This window comes from Microvirga sp. 2YAF29 (genome assembly GCF_052114605.1).
Classification (GTDB): Bacteria; Pseudomonadota; Alphaproteobacteria; order Rhizobiales; family Beijerinckiaceae; genus Microvirga.
In genome coordinates this window covers 99,099-115,034 of record NZ_JBFRFB010000003.1, presented here as the reverse complement: position 1 = coordinate 115,034, position 15,936 = coordinate 99,099, and the positions used below count along the sequence as shown (strand labels likewise).

Annotated in this window: 13 protein-coding genes; 3 read left to right on the top strand and 10 right to left on the bottom strand. The window is 59.4% G+C overall.

Annotation, left to right across the window (positions count from 1 at the left end; translation table 11 throughout):
* The first annotated feature begins 4 nt into the window (after positions 1 to 4).
* Positions 5 to 943 (top strand): ABC transporter substrate-binding protein, encoded by a 939-nt coding sequence (locus AB4Y85_RS05250; RefSeq protein WP_441983810.1) that lies wholly within the window; start codon positions 5 to 7, stop codon positions 941 to 943.
* A 64-nt stretch (positions 944 to 1,007) separates the two neighbouring features.
* A complete protein-coding gene (locus tag AB4Y85_RS05245) occupies positions 1,008 to 1,958 on the top strand; it encodes a carbohydrate kinase family protein (RefSeq protein WP_441983809.1) in 951 nt (316 codons plus the stop codon).
* A gap of 61 nt (positions 1,959 to 2,019) precedes the next feature.
* Here the strand turns inward: AB4Y85_RS05245 and AB4Y85_RS05240 are convergent, their stop codons facing one another.
* The 10 genes from AB4Y85_RS05240 to AB4Y85_RS05195 all read right to left on the bottom strand — a co-directional run bounded on the left by AB4Y85_RS05240 (position 2,020) and on the right by AB4Y85_RS05195 (position 12,856).
* On the bottom strand, positions 2,020 to 2,946 hold the full coding sequence (locus AB4Y85_RS05240; protein ID WP_441983808.1) for a dihydrodipicolinate synthase family protein: 927 nt from the start codon (positions 2,944 to 2,946) through the stop codon (positions 2,020 to 2,022).
* The gene (locus AB4Y85_RS05235; protein ID WP_441983807.1) at positions 2,943 to 3,653 is read right to left on the bottom strand and encodes a ribonuclease activity regulator RraA; all 711 of its coding nucleotides are present in this window, start codon (positions 3,651 to 3,653) and stop codon (positions 2,943 to 2,945) included. The genes AB4Y85_RS05240 and AB4Y85_RS05235 overlap by 4 nt, the downstream gene beginning before the upstream one ends.
* Before the next feature lie 330 nt (positions 3,654 to 3,983).
* Complete coding sequence (locus tag AB4Y85_RS05230) at positions 3,984 to 4,496, bottom strand: hypothetical protein (RefSeq protein ID WP_441983806.1); 513 nt, start codon at positions 4,494 to 4,496, stop codon at positions 3,984 to 3,986.
* Between the two features lie 772 nt (positions 4,497 to 5,268).
* On the bottom strand, positions 5,269 to 7,023 hold the full coding sequence (locus tag AB4Y85_RS05225; RefSeq protein WP_441983805.1) for an ABC transporter substrate-binding protein: 1,755 nt from the start codon (positions 7,021 to 7,023) through the stop codon (positions 5,269 to 5,271).
* An 87-nt stretch (positions 7,024 to 7,110) separates the two neighbouring features.
* Positions 7,111 to 7,395, bottom strand: coding sequence for a DUF2160 domain-containing protein (locus AB4Y85_RS05220; protein WP_441983804.1), 285 nt, complete (start codon positions 7,393 to 7,395; stop codon positions 7,111 to 7,113).
* Between the two features lie 11 nt (positions 7,396 to 7,406).
* Positions 7,407 to 8,183, bottom strand: coding sequence for a carbohydrate ABC transporter permease (locus AB4Y85_RS05215; protein ID WP_441984011.1), 777 nt, complete (start codon positions 8,181 to 8,183; stop codon positions 7,407 to 7,409).
* Positions 8,184 to 8,281: 98 nt separating this feature from the next.
* Positions 8,282 to 9,178: a carbohydrate ABC transporter permease gene (locus AB4Y85_RS05210; protein ID WP_441983803.1), complete on the bottom strand. Its 897-nt coding sequence runs from the start codon at positions 9,176 to 9,178 to the stop codon at positions 8,282 to 8,284.
* Positions 9,175 to 10,275, bottom strand: coding sequence for an ABC transporter ATP-binding protein (locus tag AB4Y85_RS05205; RefSeq protein WP_441983802.1), 1,101 nt, complete (start codon positions 10,273 to 10,275; stop codon positions 9,175 to 9,177). The genes AB4Y85_RS05210 and AB4Y85_RS05205 overlap by 4 nt, the downstream gene beginning before the upstream one ends.
* 10 nt (positions 10,276 to 10,285) lie before the next feature.
* A complete protein-coding gene (locus AB4Y85_RS05200; RefSeq protein ID WP_441983801.1) occupies positions 10,286 to 11,374 on the bottom strand; it encodes an ABC transporter ATP-binding protein in 1,089 nt (362 codons plus the stop codon).
* 453 nt (positions 11,375 to 11,827) lie between these two features.
* Entirely contained in the window at positions 11,828 to 12,856 is a 1,029-nt protein-coding gene (locus tag AB4Y85_RS05195) for a hemin-degrading factor (RefSeq protein WP_441983800.1), read from the bottom strand.
* Between the two features lie 331 nt (positions 12,857 to 13,187).
* On the opposite strand from AB4Y85_RS05195, the gene AB4Y85_RS05190 reads away from it, so the two are divergent.
* Positions 13,188 to 15,863: a cadherin domain-containing protein gene (locus tag AB4Y85_RS05190; RefSeq protein ID WP_441983799.1), complete on the top strand. Its 2,676-nt coding sequence runs from the start codon at positions 13,188 to 13,190 to the stop codon at positions 15,861 to 15,863.
* Positions 15,864 to 15,936 lie beyond the last annotated feature (73 nt).

Below are 15,936 nucleotides of genomic sequence, written 5' to 3'. Positions count from 1 at the left end.
ATATATGAAGCGCATTCTTCTGACAGCCGTCGCCACCATCGCCCTCAGCGCCGGCGCGGCCCAAGCGAAGGAGCTCAAGTCCATCGGCATTTCCCTTGGCTCAATGGGCAATCCCTTCTTCGTCGCACTTGCTCGTGGTGCGGAAGCCGAAGCCAAGAAGATCAATCCGAATGTGAAGGTCACGGCGGTCGGCTTCGATTACGATCTCAACAAGCAGTTCACGCAGATCGACAACTTCATCGCCGCCGGTGTCGACATGATCCTGCTTAATCCGGGTGATCCGAACGCGGTCGAACCGGCGATCAAGAAGGCACAGGCCGCCGGCATTCTCGTGGTCGCAGTCGATACCGCCGCGAAAGGCGCCGACCTGACGGTAACCACGGACAATGTCCAAGCCGGTCAGATCGCCTGCCAGTACATTGTCGACAAGCTTCAGGGCAAAGGCAATGTCATCATTCAGAACGGCCCTCAGGTTTCGGCCGTCATCGACCGTGTGAAGGGCTGCAAGGAGGTTTTCGGCAAGAACAGCGGCATCAAGGTGCTGTCCGACGATCAGGATGCCAAGGGATCTCGCGAGGGCGGATTGCAGATCATGCAGAGCCATCTGACCCGCTTCCCCGACATCAATGCGGTCTTCACCATCAACGACCCACAAGCCATCGGCACGAACCTTGCAGCCAGGCAGCTCAACCGGAACAATATCATCATCACCTCGGTCGATGGCGCTCCGGATATCGAGGCGTCGCTGAAAGATGCAAACAGCCCCATGATCCAGGCCTCCGCGAGCCAGGATCCCTATGCCATGGCGCAGCTCGGCGTTCGGCTGGGCAATGATGCGTTGAACGGCAAGAAGCCTGCCAACACCCTGACCCTGATGCCGTCGAAACTGATCACCCGCGAGAATGTCGGCCAGTATCAGGGCTGGTCAGCGCCACGCTCCTGATGCATAGAATGTTTCACGGCAGCGCCGGATCTTCAGCCGGCGCTGTTTTCTATCGGAGCGAAGCATGATCCTGGTTTGCGGCGAGGCCCTGATTGACCTTTTCGTCGGAGCGCCCTCGCCGACTGGGCTTCAGGCGAACGCGGTCGCCGGCGGATCGCCCTTCAACGTCGCCATCGGCATCGGACGTCTCGGGCGTTCGTCGGCTTTCCTTTCAACCCTTTCCGACGATGCCTTCGGCACCTTCCTCACCGCAAAACTCGTCGCAGCCGGTGTCAGCACGAGCTATGTTCAAGCGTGCTCCAAGCGGACGACGCTGAGCGTTGTGGCGACGAATACCGCAGGGCAGCCACAATATTCGTTCTATGCCGAGGAGAGCGCCGACCGCGCCCTTACGCCTGAAGCCCTGCCCTCACATTTGCCGTCGGATGTGCGCGCCATCGCCGCTGGCTCGTATTCGCTCGGCGTCGAGCCGATCGCGAGCGCCATTGAAACGCTCATCCGTCGCGAAGCTGGAACGCGCGTCATCTCGCTCGATCCCAATGTCCGCCCCCGCGTCGTCGGCGATCTGGCTGCCTATCGCGAACGCTTCGAGAGGCTCCTGACGCAAGCGACCATCATCAAGGCGAGCGATGAGGATATCGAGCTACTCTATCCATCCAAGGACATCGTGATTTTAGCGAAAGACTGGCTGAGAAGCGGCCCGGAGCTCGTCATCGTCACGCGAGGCGCGAGGGGGCCGCTGGCGGTATTTAAGGACAGCACCATCGAGCGCCCCTCTCCCTCCATCGATGTCGTGGACACGGTCGGGGCTGGAGACACCTTCCACGCAGCCCTACTCGCGTGGTTTGACGCCAAGTCACAATTGACGCCTGAGGCGATTGACGCGCTGACTCAGGAGGATGTGACGGCGGCTTTGGATTTCGCCTCCACGGCGGCAGCCATCGTCTGCACAAGGCGGGGCGCCAATCCACCGTCATGGGAAGAGGTCATGCACTTCCAGGCGGAAAGTTCTTAGTGTTTCAACGCAAGTCGATGAAAGAGCCGGCCGATGCACGGGTATGGCCGGCTCTTGAGTTTTACAGACCAGCGCGAGGGTCGTGCTTTGCGACACGGGACAACAGATAGTCGATCTCGGCTTTGGCGGCCTGCGTGAGACCGCTAGCGGGCTTGCGCTGTGCATCGCTTGCAATCGCACCGCGCTTCTGGAGCACGTACTTGCGAACGGCGAGACCGACGCCCTGCTGCTGCTCGTAACGCATCAGAGGAAGATGCGCATCGAAGAGGTCATGCGCCTCATCGCGGCGGCCCTCCTTCTGCAGCCTCACCACGTCTCCCAGCATGTCGGGGAACGCATATCCGGTCATTGCACCGTCCGCGCCGCGTTCCATCTCGAAATCGAGGAACAGGCCGCCATTGCCGCAGAGAATCGAGATCGGCTTCATCTCGCCGGCTTCCTGATAGGCACGCAGGCGCGATATCTTTTCGAGTCCCGGCCAATCCTCATGCTTGAGCATCACGCATGAGGCATGATCCATCACGATGCGGCGGATGACGGCGGGCGTCATCACGACGCTCAGCGTCAACGGATAATCCTGGATCATGAAGGGAATGTCATCGCCAATGGCCTCGACGGCCTGGGCGTAATAGCCGACGATCTGGTCGTCCGTGCGCAGCGACGGCGGCGGCGCAATCATCACGCCCGCCGCGCCGATATCCATCGCATTGCGCGCGAGAGAGCGCATGGCGGCGAAGCCCGGAGCCGACACGCCGACGATGATCGGAACGCCTGCCCGCTTCACAACCTGTCGGGTAATGGCAAGGGATTCTTCCGGCTCCAGCTTGGGCGCTTCGCCCATGATGCCGAGGATCGTCAACCCAGTGACGCCACAGCCGACATAAAAATCGGTGAGGCGATCGACCGATTCCGTATCCAGACGTCCATCGGGATGAAAAGGCGTTGCCGCAATGGCATAGACGCCAGCGGCCGTGTGATCGAGCTTCATGCTCCCTGCTCCTTCTTGAAGGCTTCGTAGCGCGCCTTGGTCTCGGCGTTCATCGGGTAGAGACCCGGCAGCGGCACATCACGGTCGACCTCTTCCATGATCCAGGCTTCCATGCGCTCCTGCTCTGGCGCCTCGGTCAGAACCTCGCTCAGGAGAGCAGCCGGGATCAGCACGGCGCCATCCTCATCGACCACGATCACATCATCCGGATAGACGGCCACGCCCCCGCAGGCGATCGGCTCCTGCCAGCCGACGAAGGTGAGGCCTGCAACGGATGGCGGCGCGGCAACACCGTCGCACCAAACCGGAAGCCCGGTTCCAAGCACGCCCGCAACGTCACGAACAACGCCGTCCGTCACCAGTGCAGCGACGCCGCGCTTAGCCATGCGTGCGCAAAGGATATCGCCGAAGATGCCGGCATCGACCATGCCCATGGCGTCAACCACGGCGACCACGCCTTCTGGCATGGCTTCGATGGCGGCACGAGTGGAGATGGGGGAGGCCCAGCTGGCCGGCGTCGCGAGATCTTCCCGCGCCGGAACGAAGCGGAGAGTAAAGGCTGGGCCGACGATCCGCGGTTGGCCCGGCCTCAAGGGCTTCGCGCCGCGCATCCATACATTGCGCAAGCCCTTTTTGAGCAGGATAGTCGTGATCGTCGCAGTCGAAACCTGCTTCAGGGTTTCGATGGCATTCTTGTCGAGTGTCATGCGGAGGCCTTCTGAATGAAGCTGCCATCGAAGGTGATGGCGGAATCGGTGATGCAGGATGCACGCCGGTCGGTAGGAATGGCAACCTGTTGCCCAACGCGGAAACCAACCGGCCTCCCCTTGTTTCGCGGGCAAATTGCATCAAATGGCAAGAAAATAAAATCTCGACTTCGCTATTTTCAAAAGATAGTTTTTCTATCGATGCGCACGCTTTCTAGACGTCGCTGCGGGATTGATCCCGCCATCTTGGTCAAGCCGCAATTCTCTCTGCTTATGGCCTATGACCAGCATCTCTCAGTGACTGGCCGATAATGCCCGGATGAATTTCCGCTACCGGTGCGGCCGCAGCGAGATTCCCGCCGGGACCTTCAGCTCACCCTCGCCTTTCTCCAAGTCGATGAAGCGGCTGTTCCTTGGAATCACGAGCCCCTCGCCAAGGCGCGGCAGCTTGCTCAGGCTCGCGCATGAAATGGATGACGTGATGCCGGAGACAACCTCGCGCCCGACGAGCCCGGCCCGCGCCCGCCTTGTGGACCTGACCGATCCGGAAATTTCCATCTGCTGATCCGGGAAACTCCAGCTGAATCGCTCCTTGGACTGGGTCCAACGGCCGGGCCATTCACCCTCCCGGGTCGTGGATGCGTCGTAGATGTACGGGCTGACCTCACCCTTCTCCAACTCACCTCCACCGACCCCACCTCCCGGATAGAACGTAATTACGAATTGCGAACGATCCGTATCACGCGTGCATCGCCACAGCGAGCCAGCCAGACTTGGGCTATCCGCGAGCGCAGCCGAGGACATCAGCAAGAGCGCAGCGGTAAAGCTCGGGAGAACTCTCATGGCGCAGAATCCGCGAAGCGAAATGGACTGGGACAGCAGAGATAAGCCGAGAATCTTATCAAAAGGCAATCGGCAGGAAGATATCCGCAGAAGCAAGGCGCGGCTGGATACCTAAAAGGAGAGCGATGGGGCCCTGCTTCTAAACGCGGTCCTTACCGCTGGCGCTTGTGAGGCTCCGAAGATTGGGCATCAGGCGCGGCCTCGTCCCCGAAAATCGAGCGGCCTCCATAGGAGTGAGACTTGGCTCGCTCGTGGTCGATATACTCTTCCATCGACCATAGGCGTAGGTTTCGAGCATAGCTCACCACGACGCCCAGACGCGTCATGCGATCAGCGAGTCACTTGGGAACATACCCGCTGTGCAGCGGCAGGTCCGCGCTTCCTGCTCTTCGCACCATCGGGTAAATGCCTCATCGGAATCGGTCGCCGTCAATCTTCAGTCAGCAATATTCCATGACACATTGCCACGCCAGGCTTTGCGGGCACCGGCAGATTGCCGCAAGATCACCTACTGAACGGAAGGAGCATTGCCGCCCGTGGCCCGCTTCATGGCCTCATTCTCGCGAGCCATGATGAAAGTATCGACAGCCTTCAATCCGCCCTGCTCCAGGTTTCTTGAATACCCCTCGCCTTCCAGGCGCAGGAAATGTTTCGGTTCCGAAGCTGCCTGGACCTGACGCAAGTCTGATAGCAACGCATCGAAGCCCGAACAATGCAGAAATGAAAAGGGAGAGGACGCTTGCCCTCTCCCTCGTATCATTCCAAGTGGGGATCAGCTGCGCTTGGGCGGCGAAGCAGGCCAGCTCTTGATCAGCGTGTCATAATCCACCGTCTCGCCTTTCGGCTTTTCATTGGCAAGCTTGGGCTGCGGCGCGATGGTGCCCGCAGCTGCAGCTTTCTTGATCCAATCCGCCTCCGAGGTCTTCGGGTTCAACTTCGGACCACACTCGCCCTGCACGTTGGCGCGCTCCAGACGGCCCAGCACTTCATCCTGAGCAGCCGCCAGCGAATCCATGGCCTGCTGCGGAGTCTTGGCGCCGGATGCCGCATCACCGATGTTCTGCCACCAGAGCTGTGCCAGCTTCGGATAATCCGGCACGTTGTTGCCGGTCGGCGTCCACTGCACGCGCGCAGGCGAGCGGTAGAACTCCACCAGCCCGCCGAGCTTCGGCGCGCGCTCGGTCATGGAGGGAGCCCAGATGTCACTCTCGCGAATGAAGGTGAGGCCCACATGGCTCTTCTTCAGGGACACCGTCTTCGAGGTGACGAACTGAGCGTAGAGCCAGGCCGCCTTGCGGCGGTCCACCGGAGTGGATTTAAGAAGCGTCCACGAACCGGCATCCTGGTAGCCGAGCTTCATGCCTTCTTTCCAGTACGAACCGTGCGGAGAAGGAGCCATGCGCCATTTCGGCGTACCGTCCTGGTTCACCACCGGCAGGCCAGGCTTCACCATGTCGGCGGTGAACGCCGTGTACCAGAAGATCTGCTGAGCGATATTGCCCTGCGCCGGCACCGGTCCCGACTCGGAGAAGTTCATGCCGTTCGCCTGGGGCGGAGCGTATTTCTTCATCCACTCGAGATACTTGGCGATCGAGTAGACGGCAGCCGCGCCGTTGGTGTCGCCCCCGCGGTCGACCGAGGAGCCGACCGGACGGCAGCCTTCCATGCGGATGCCCCATTCGTCGACAGGCTTGCCGTTCGGAATGCCCTTGTCGCCGTTGCCTGCCATGGACAGCCAAGCATCCGTGAAGCGCCAGCCGAGCGACGGATCCTTCTTGCCGTAGTCCATGTGGCCATAGACTTTGACGCCATCGACCTCTTTCACATCGTTGGTGAAAAATTCGGCGATATCCTCATAGGCCGACCAGTTCACCGGAACGCCGAGATCGTAGCCGTACTTGGCCTTGAACTTCTCCTTCAGGTCAGGGCGCTGGAACCAGTCGTACCGGAACCAATACACGTTCGCGAACTGCTGGTCCGGCAGTTGATACATCTTGCCGTCGGGAGCCGTGGTGAAGGACTTGCCGATGAAGTCGTTGATGTCGAGCGTCGGCGAGGTCACGTCCTTACCCTCGCCTGCCATCCAGTCGTCGAGGGCGATCGCCTGCTTGTAGCGGAAATGGGTGCCGATGAGGTCGGAGTCATTCACCCAGGCATCGTAGATATTGCGTCCAGACTGCATCTGCGTCTGGATCTTCTCCACTACGTCGCCCTCCTGGATGAGATCGTGGGTGAGCTTGATACCGGTGATTTCCGAGAAGGCCTTGGCAAGAGTCCTCGCCTCGTATTCATGGGTCGTAATGGTTTCGGAGACAACATTGATGTCCATGCCGGCGAACGGCTTCGCTGCATTGACGAACCACTCCATTTCCTTCATCTGCTCATCTTTGGAGAGCGTCGATGGCTGGAACTCGGAATCGATCCAGCGGCGGGCTTCCTCCATGCCTGCAAGAGCGGCGTTCGATCCGAACGCCAGCGCAAGCGCGCTTGCGGAAACAAGCAGCTTCAGACGCGACTTTGGCAACATAGGTTCTTCCTCCCATTGTCGGCCGGCCCTTTCGCCGGTCAGTCTCGTCGGCCCGATTGGGCCGCAGAGTCGTCTTGAGCCTTGCTCTCAAACGAAGCGGAACACGCTCGCTGCGTAGACGAGGGAAAGGCCGAAGGCCCACCAGAGCTGTTCCGGGCCGAAGAGGCCGAGCCAGGCGAGATGGATGAAGGCTGCGCCAAGCAGCGAAACGAAAAGCCGGTCGCCGCGCGTGGTGGGAATGCGCAGCACGCCCACACGCTCGGTCTCGGGGTAGTAGATTGCCAGCATCGTCATCACCAGGAGAAGGCTGGCGATGCCGGCGAAGAAGAGCAATGTCTGCCAGGTCCAGGCCATCCAGGCGAAATCGGGCATCGGCGCTCCCCTCACACTCTTCCCAGGGCGAAGCCCTTGGCGATGTAGTTGCGGACGAACCAGATCACGAGCGCACCCGGAACAATGGTGAGCACGCCCGCTGCCGCAAGGAGTCCCCAATCCATGCCGGAGGCCGAGACCGTACGCGTCATCGTCGCGGCGATAGGCTTGGCGTTCACGGTGGTGAGCGTGCGGGCGAGAAGCAGTTCGACCCAAGAGAACATGAAGCAGAAGAACGCCGCGACGCCGATACCGGAGGCGATGAGCGGCATGAAGATCTTAATGAAAAAGCGAGGAAAGGAATAACCGTCGATGGCGGCGGTCTCATCGATCTCGCGCGGAACTCCGGACATGAAGCCTTCCAGGATCCAGACCGCCAGCGGAATATTGAACAGGCAATGCGCCAGGGCAACCGCCCAGGGCGTATCGAACAGGCCAATGGCCGAATAGAGATTGAAAAACGGCAGAGCGAACACCGCAGGCGGCGCCATGCGATTGGTCAGCAGCCAGAAGAATAGGTGCTTGTCGCCGAGGAAGCGATAGCGCGAGAACGCGTAAGCGGCAGGCAACGCGAAGGAAATCGACAGAACCGTGTTGATGACCACGTAGGTGAGCGAGTTGATGTAGCCCGAGTACCAGCTCTCGTCCGTGAATATCTTGATATAGTTGTCGAAGGTGATCTCGCGGGGCCAGAGCGTGAGCCCTGACGTGATCTCCATATTGGTCTTTAGGCTCATGTTCACGAGCCAGTAGATCGGCAGCATCAGGAACAGGAGGTAGAGCGTCATCACCACGGCCTTGCCGTTGACTCTCGGCCCTGCGATGGCGCGGTTTACTGCAGCCGGGGCCGCCTTGGTGTCGGAAGGGCCGATGGCGACGGTATCGGTCATGCCTCGACCCTTTCGCGCTCGGAATCCACGTTGGTCATCACCGTGTAGAACACCCAGCAGATGGCCAGGATGATCAGGTTGTAGACGAGCGACATCGCAGCCGCCTTGCCGAGATCGAACTGGCCAAGCGCAAGCTTCACCAGATCGATGGACAGAAACGTGGTGGCATTGCCCGGCCCGCCGCCGGTGAGCACGAAGGGTTCGGTATAGATCATGAAGGAATCCATGAAGCGCAGCAGAACCGCGATCAGCAGGACACGTCGCATCTTCGGCAGCTGGATCGTCCGGAACACCGCCCAGCGGGACGCACCATCGATTCGCGCCGCCTGGTAATAGGCATCGGGAATGGATTTCAAACCCGCATAGCACAGCAATGCCACGAGGCTTGTCCAATGCCACACATCCATGACGACGATGGTCGCCCAGGCGTCGAGCGCATCGCCCGTATAGTTGTAGTCGATGCCGAGATGGTTCACGGCCCAGCCAAGCAATCCGATGTCACCGCGTGCGAAAACCTGCCAGATGGTGCCGACAACGTTCCACGGGATGAGCAGCGGCAGCGCCATGAGCACGAGGCAGAGCGCGACCGTCCACCCCTCGCGCGGCATCGAGAGCGCGACGAGAATGCCGAGAGGAATTTCGATGGCCAGGATGATGGCCGAGAACAGGAGCGTACGCCAGAGGGCTTCGAAGAAGCGCCCGCCGAGTTCTTTCGATGGATCGAGCAGTTCCTGAAACCAGCCGATACCGTTCCAGAAGAACTGGTTGTTGCCGAAGGTGTCCTGTACGGAATAATTCACCACGGTCATGAGGGGCAGCACAGCCGAGAACGCCACGAGGGCGAAGACCGGGAGCACCATGAGCCAGGCTTTGTTGTTGAGGGTCTTGTTCATCGCGCCTGGCCTCCGGCAGGTTCGCCAGGCACCAGATGCCCATCCGCGTAGATGTGCACCTGGCGAGGATCGAAAACGAGCGCGGCCTCATCGCCTTCGACGGTCACGTCCTCGGGCACGCTTGCGGTGAGCGCGCGGCCGCTCATCTCGACACGAGCCAACCGCGTGCGGCCGATATCGTCGATACGCTTGATCCGCACGGGAAGCCCCGTCCCTCGCTGCTGCAGCCGCAGGAACTCGGGCCGGATTCCGAGTTCGATCCGCTCGGTCTGGGGAAGCGCCCGGTAGGCGCGCGACAATGCTATAGTCTCGTTGCCGATATAGGCCGTTGCGCCCTCTACCCGGCAGGGCAAAATATTCATGCCTGGTGAACCGATGAAATGGCCCACGAAGGTGTGGGCTGGTCGCTCGAACAACTCTTCGGGTGTTCCAGTCTGCACGACGGCGCCGTCATGCATGACGACCACCTTGTCAGCGAAGGTCAGCGCCTCGGTCTGGTCATGTGTCACGTAGATCATGGTGATGTCGAGCGCCCGATGGATCTCCTTCAATGTCGAGCGAAGCTGCCACTTCAGGTGAGGGTCGATGACGGTCAACGGCTCATCGAACAGGATGGCCGCCACGTCGGAGCGCACGAGACCGCGTCCTAGGGAAATTTTCTGCTTCATGTCGGCCGTGAGATTGCTGGCCTTTCGGTCGAGAACGCGCCTCAGATCGAGCAGGCGCGCGATCTCCTCCACTCGCGCCTTGGTGCGTTCACGCGGAACGCCCCGGTTTTTCAGCGGAAAAGCCAAATTCTCGCGCACTGTCATGGTGTCGTAAACCACCGGGAACTGAAACACCTGGGCGATGTTGCGCGCTTCCGTGGGAAGTTCGGTCACGTCCCTGTCGTTGAAGAGAATCCGCCCGCGCGTCGGATGCACCAGACCGGAGATGATGTTGAGGAGCGTTGTCTTCCCGCAACCCGATGGGCCGAGCAGCGCATAGGCGCCACCCTGGCTCCAGACGTGGTTGATCTCCTTGAGGGCGTAGTCATGCGTACCTTGAGGATCGGGATGGTAGGAATGGGCGAGATGGTCGAGGGTGATACGGGCCATCTCGCGCTCCTTAAGCAACCAGCCGGGCTTTATCGGCAGAGGCCAAGCGTCCCGATCCGTCGAAAAGGAAAAGGTGACGCGGATCGAGATAGGTCATGACGGAAGAGCCGGGTTCGAGGCGTTTAACGCCCGGCACAAGCGCGATGAGCCGATGCTCGCCCACGTCCAGGTGGACGAAGCTTTCCGAGCCTGTGATCTCGGCAACCGACACGGTCGCGGGAATGGCGAAACTGTTGGCGCTTGATGGTTCCAGGCCTAGATGGTGCGCCCGAAACCCCACTGTGTATTCACCGTCCGGAACATTGGTGAAACCATCGACGGCACGAATTTCGCGACCGACCATAAGACCCAGGGCACCCCCGGACTTGTGCGCTTCGAGTTTGTTCAAAGGCGGATCGGAAAACACTCCTGCCGTGATCATGTCGTGCGGCTGGCGATAGACCTGCGCGGTCGGACCGAATTGCGTGACACACCCCTCGAAAAGGGTCGCGGTGTTGCCGCCGAGAAGGAGCGCTTCCGATGGCTCGGTGGTGGCATAGATGAAGATGGCGCCGGAAGCCGCGAAGATCCGCGGCAGTTCCTCCCGCAATTCTTCACGCAGCTTGTAATCCAGGTTCGCCAGGGGCTCATCGAGCAAAACGAGGTCGGCGCGTTTGACGAGAGCCCGGGCGATCGCAGTGCGCTGCTGCTGACCACCGGAGAGATGGAGAGGCTTCCGTTCCAGATAGGGCTCAAGCTTGAGGAGTTTCGCTGCATCCTTTACCCGCGCCGCAATCTCAGTGGACTTCAAGCCTGCGACCCGTAGGGGAGAGGCAATGTTTTCGTAAACGTTGAGGGACGGATAATTGATGAATTGCTGATAGACCATCGCGACGCTGCGTCGCTGAACAGGCCAGCCGGTCACATCCTGACCGTTGACGAAAACCCGTCCGGTTGATGGGATATCCAGGCCTGCCATAAGCCGCATGAGCGAGGTCTTGCCGGCCAGCGTGGCCCCCAGCAAGACATTGAGCGAACCAGGATTCAAAGTGAGCGTCACGCCTTGGATATGCGTCTCCGCACCAACGGTTTTGCCCACATTTTCCAGAACAAGTGTCACCAGGCTACCTCCCTGGTCGAACCGGGGATAACCTGCTTCATCAGCCGCTTGGGACAGCCAGCGATGACTTCATGTGAGAGCTTATGCCGTGGTTCACGGAACTCTGCTCCCATGAGCTCTTCTCCCTAAAGCCTTATTTACTGGCGTTTTGGTTCTTAGCTTTAGGCCAAGCCTACGTTGGCCACGAAAGGAGCGCAAGTACTTGTCTGGAGCTGAAAGATTTTATTGAAGACCTTACGGACTGGAAGCCTAGCCTGCCGAGCTGCTTCTGACGTAACTTGGAATGAGCAAGCAGTCCGACCAGGCTGCGCTTCCGCCGAGTACAGATCCCTAAGAGGGGCTATGGCAAAGCCAAGTTGCAAAGCCTGAACCAAGAAAACGGGAAAGAGTTACCCCTTCCCCGCTGATACGCAGCGCTGCGCCCATGAAGAATGCCTGCGAGATTTTCCGAAGCTATGTGGACAGTCCGTCCGCCAATTGACGCCAGACCGGATCCTCCGGGCTCTGTTCTTCGCGAACGCCAAAGAATTGCGCAATAAGGCTCCTGTCTTCGGCGTAAAGCTCGACAGACGTAATGATGCCGTACCGAGTCGGCTTCCGAACCAACCACGCCCCACTGACCAGATCCTGCCGTAGGTGAAGGTTGAAACCCGGATCGAGAATGTTCAGCCATGGACCCATGATCTTGATGTTCGAGACCGGACCATGATGAATCTGGATGCAGCCTTGATTGCCGACGAAGCACATGATCGGCAGGGCATCAGCCGCCGCCCGCTCCAGAAGTTGACGGGGTGCGTCCTCACCCAAGCGGCGGACGAAGTCACTCTCGAGCACATTGATGCTCTGCCGCCGGCTGAGATTGAAGCGCCTCAGGAGAGGGAAGAATTCATGGATATCGCGCATGGCCTGGAACGCCCTCCGAAAGCCATCGACATCGATATCGCTTAGGGACACCTCCGGTCTTGGAAGCGGCTTTGGCGTCGTTGAAAACTCCAAGGCCGAAGCGGCAAATCGGGCCCGAATGGCGTAGAAGGCATCGACATTGGATGCCGGCTTCAAGTGAACCTTGATGACAGCCTCACCCGACGCGTCGAAAATCTGAATGCTGCGCCTGGAGCCCTTCTCATCTGGAATCTCGACGGCAAAAGCAAAACACCAATGGTCGAGAAACAGCCGCAGATCGATGGCATCGTTAAGGACGAGACCAGTCTTTCCGCTCAATGTGATGTTTCCAAATGTGCCGACCTTCTCATGAACGGCGGCTTCGTTCCGCGTGAGCGACATCACTTCGCCGAGTTCGGGCAAGGCCCGGATCAGATCGGACATGTCTCCCGCAAGCCGAACGACTTCAGGACCATAGTGACCGGCCAGCAATTCAGCTTCGGAAATTCCAAGTTCTTTCGCCAGATCGCGGCTACGCTTGCCGCTCGCATAGAACGGTTCCGGTGCGACGTGAACTCGCGCAACATTCGACAGACTCATAAGCACCCTCAATACCCGTAACGCGGCATAGACCGCACTTCCTTCGACACGAAGTTGTTGCCCATCCTTCGCGCAATCGTCAACGATAAAAACGCAGTTTATAATAATTCTATACTTTACATTGATCTAATAATTTCTACTTTGTAATAATTATAATTAAAATAAAGCTTATTCATTCAGCTTATAGCTTTTCTAATATTTACATAAACTATGGACTCTGCTTGCTCGCTTAAGTAAAAGCCCTCCGCAACGGGGTCGCGACTGCCGACCCCATTACCATCCATCGAAGTCCCGTCTTGCGCGGGCATGCGAAGCAGCAAAGGGAGCTGACGTGTCCACACCCAATTCCATCACCATCGATGCATCTTCGGGTTCGAGCGGCATCAATTGGAACACCTACCTCTCGACCTTCGTGTCCGGAGCAGGAACCGAAAAATTCTACGGCGGAACGGCGGACAACGTCTTCGGCAGTACGGTCTATATGAACGGCAGCCAGCTCGACTTCAGCATTTCAGGCACCAGCGCCCACGTCGTGCTGGATGGCAGCAATCTCGCATATGACTGGATCCATTACGGCCCGACCGCTCCTCACGCCCTGTCCGGCGGATTCCAAAAGATCATCCTGGGGAATTGGGTCGAAGGCGTAACCACCGCAACCGAAGGAATAGGCGCAGCGGGGCGGCTTCAAGGATTGGACACCCAGGTGCTGATCTCCGGCTTTGACATCAACGTGGCGGCTCGCACCGGCGCCACGCCCGGCAACACGGTCATGAATATCTACAGTGGCCTGAAGGCTGGCAGCGCCACCGTGCTCTGGGACCTGCAGGCGCAATATGCCCAGAACTTCATCGGATCAAACGGCGACGACATCTATACCGGCACCCAGTTCGATGACACCATCACGGGCGGCGGCGGTAACGACATCATCGATGGCGGCGCCGGCAACGACGTCGCGGTGCTCTCCGGTCGGCGCACGGACTACACTGTTGTCGACAATGGCGACGGCAGTTTCACGATCAACGACAAGCGTACGGCAGGATCGGAAGGGAACAATCGCGTTACTGGCGTGGAAAGTTTCCAGTTTTCCGACGCTACCATCACTTCCGGCGATGTTGCATCCCAGGGCGCAATCGTTATCGATGCCAGCGCTGCCGACGGCATGGACTTCGAAGCCTTCATCCGTGGCGGTTTCATCTCGAATGTCGATGGCGGCATGCCCACATTCGACAACCAAACCCCGAATCCAGGCGTTCCATCGACCATGGCCGGAGAGGAAATGTTTCTGGGCTACGGCGCTGGAGCTGCCGACAAGTACGTCCTTGCTCATGGCGACGTCCGATACAACTTCGCAACGCACACCGCTGCCGGCACGATCAACACCATCGAGTATGGAACGCGTGGCAGCGGAAGCTTCGACGGCAACGGCTATTTCGGTGGAGGCAATGCTCAATTGAGGATCACCGGCCTCGAACTGCTCAACGCGGTTCCGACCAATTCCACCGAAGAAGCCGAGATCGAGGCCAATGGGCCGGTTCACAATTTCACGGCAGCCTATATGGCCGGAAAGATGGCGGACGCGGCTCGGCTGAATACGTTCGCCAACGCTCTCGATCAGTACGCGCAGCACTTTATCGGATCGGCCAAGACCGACTTCTATACGGGAACGGCCTTTACGGACACGATCAGCGGTGGCGGCGGCGACGATATCTTCAATGCGACGCACGGCAATGACGTGATCGACGGCGGCGCGGATTATGATCAAGTCCTGTTCGGCGGCAGCAGTGCCGATTACACGATCACACGGCTGGACGATGGCCGCTACACAATCGCCCGGAAGGATGGAAAGGGCATTACGACCCTGAAGAACGTCGAGGCCGCGACATTCTCGGATGTGACCCTCGACACAGTCCGCAATGTCCAACTTCCGGGGGCCCCTCCCAAAGACGTGAAGCTGTCGGTCGCTTCGGTCTTCGAGAATGCGAAGGTGGGCGATGTCCTCGGGGACTTTTCAGCATTTGACCCTGAAGAGAAGGCGCTCACATTCAGCCTCGTCAACGATGCCGGTGGACTTTTCGAGATCGCCGGAACGAAGCTGCGCCTGAAAGGCAATCTGGACTACGAGACCGCCAAGAGCCATACGATCCGCGTCAAGGTCGCGGACGCTGACGGCCATGTGGTCTTCAAGGAATTCTCGCTGGCCGTCGGAGACGTGAATGAGGCCCCGGGAGGCATTACGCTCTCGAAAACCGTGGTCTCTGAGAATGCCGAGGTCGGCACGCGGGTCGGCATGCTATCCGCGACCGACCCCGAGGGCAATGCCATCAGCTATAGCCTGATCGGTAATCCCGGCGGCTATTTCAGGCTGACGTCCGATGGCAAGATCACCCTTGCGAAAGCGCTCGATTACGAGAAGATCCAGAGCCACACTCTCACCGTGCAGGCAGCGGATTCGAGCGGCCATGTGTCCAGCCAGCTCATCACCATCGCTGTCGGTGACGAGCTGGAAGCGAAGTCGGGAACGGCCAGGAACGATGTGCTGCGAGGCAATATCGGCCGCGACAAGCTGTCCGGCGGCGCCGGCAACGACAAGCTTTACGGCAATGGCGGCAATGACCAACTCCTCGGCGGCAGCGGCAACGACAAACTGCAAGGCGGCCTTGGCGCTGACCGTCTGACGGGAGGTTCGGGAGCTGATACCTTCATCTTCAAGTCGGTCGCAGAATCCACCATGGGAACCTCCGGCCGTGACACGATCCTCGATTTCTCGACGAGGCAGAAGGACAAGATCGACCTTAGCGGCATCGATGCCAACACGACGAAGGCCGGCAATCAGGCGTTCCTCTTCATCGGAACGAAGGCATTCGGCGGCCGGGCTGGCGAGCTTCGCTACGAGAAAGCGAAGAGCGACACGTACATCCATGGCGACGTGAACGGCGACAAGATCGCGGACTTCACGATCCACCTCGATGACCGCGTCAACCTCTCGAAGGGATACTTCTTCCTGTAATGCATGAAAGGCCGGAGGCGTCATCTGCTTCCGGCCTGCTCATCCAAAACCCGTCCCCTATACAAGGCCGCTC

What these genes read in the sequence shown, in the direction of transcription:
- AB4Y85_RS05250 (WP_441983810.1), top strand. Translation starts at nt 5, where the DNA reads ATGAAGCGCATTCTTCTGACAGCCGTCGCCACCATCGCCCTCAGCGCC.
- AB4Y85_RS05245 (WP_441983809.1), top strand. Translation starts at nt 1,008, where the DNA reads ATGATCCTGGTTTGCGGCGAGGCCCTGATTGACCTTTTCGTCGGAGCG.
- AB4Y85_RS05240 (WP_441983808.1), bottom strand. Translation starts at nt 2,946, where the DNA reads ATGAAGCTCGATCACACGGCCGCTGGCGTCTATGCCATTGCGGCAACG.
- AB4Y85_RS05235 (WP_441983807.1), bottom strand. Translation starts at nt 3,653, where the DNA reads ATGACACTCGACAAGAATGCCATCGAAACCCTGAAGCAGGTTTCGACT.
- AB4Y85_RS05230 (WP_441983806.1), bottom strand. Translation starts at nt 4,496, where the DNA reads ATGAGAGTTCTCCCGAGCTTTACCGCTGCGCTCTTGCTGATGTCCTCG.
- AB4Y85_RS05225 (WP_441983805.1), bottom strand. Translation starts at nt 7,023, where the DNA reads ATGTTGCCAAAGTCGCGTCTGAAGCTGCTTGTTTCCGCAAGCGCGCTT.
- AB4Y85_RS05220 (WP_441983804.1), bottom strand. Translation starts at nt 7,395, where the DNA reads ATGCCCGATTTCGCCTGGATGGCCTGGACCTGGCAGACATTGCTCTTC.
- AB4Y85_RS05215 (WP_441984011.1), bottom strand. Translation starts at nt 8,183, where the DNA reads ATGACGCTCTACCTCCTGTTCCTGATGCTGCCGATCTACTGGCTCGTG.
- AB4Y85_RS05210 (WP_441983803.1), bottom strand. Translation starts at nt 9,178, where the DNA reads ATGAACAAGACCCTCAACAACAAAGCCTGGCTCATGGTGCTCCCGGTC.
- AB4Y85_RS05205 (WP_441983802.1), bottom strand. Translation starts at nt 10,275, where the DNA reads ATGGCCCGTATCACCCTCGACCATCTCGCCCATTCCTACCATCCCGAT.
- AB4Y85_RS05195 (WP_441983800.1), bottom strand. Translation starts at nt 12,856, where the DNA reads ATGAGTCTGTCGAATGTTGCGCGAGTTCACGTCGCACCGGAACCGTTC.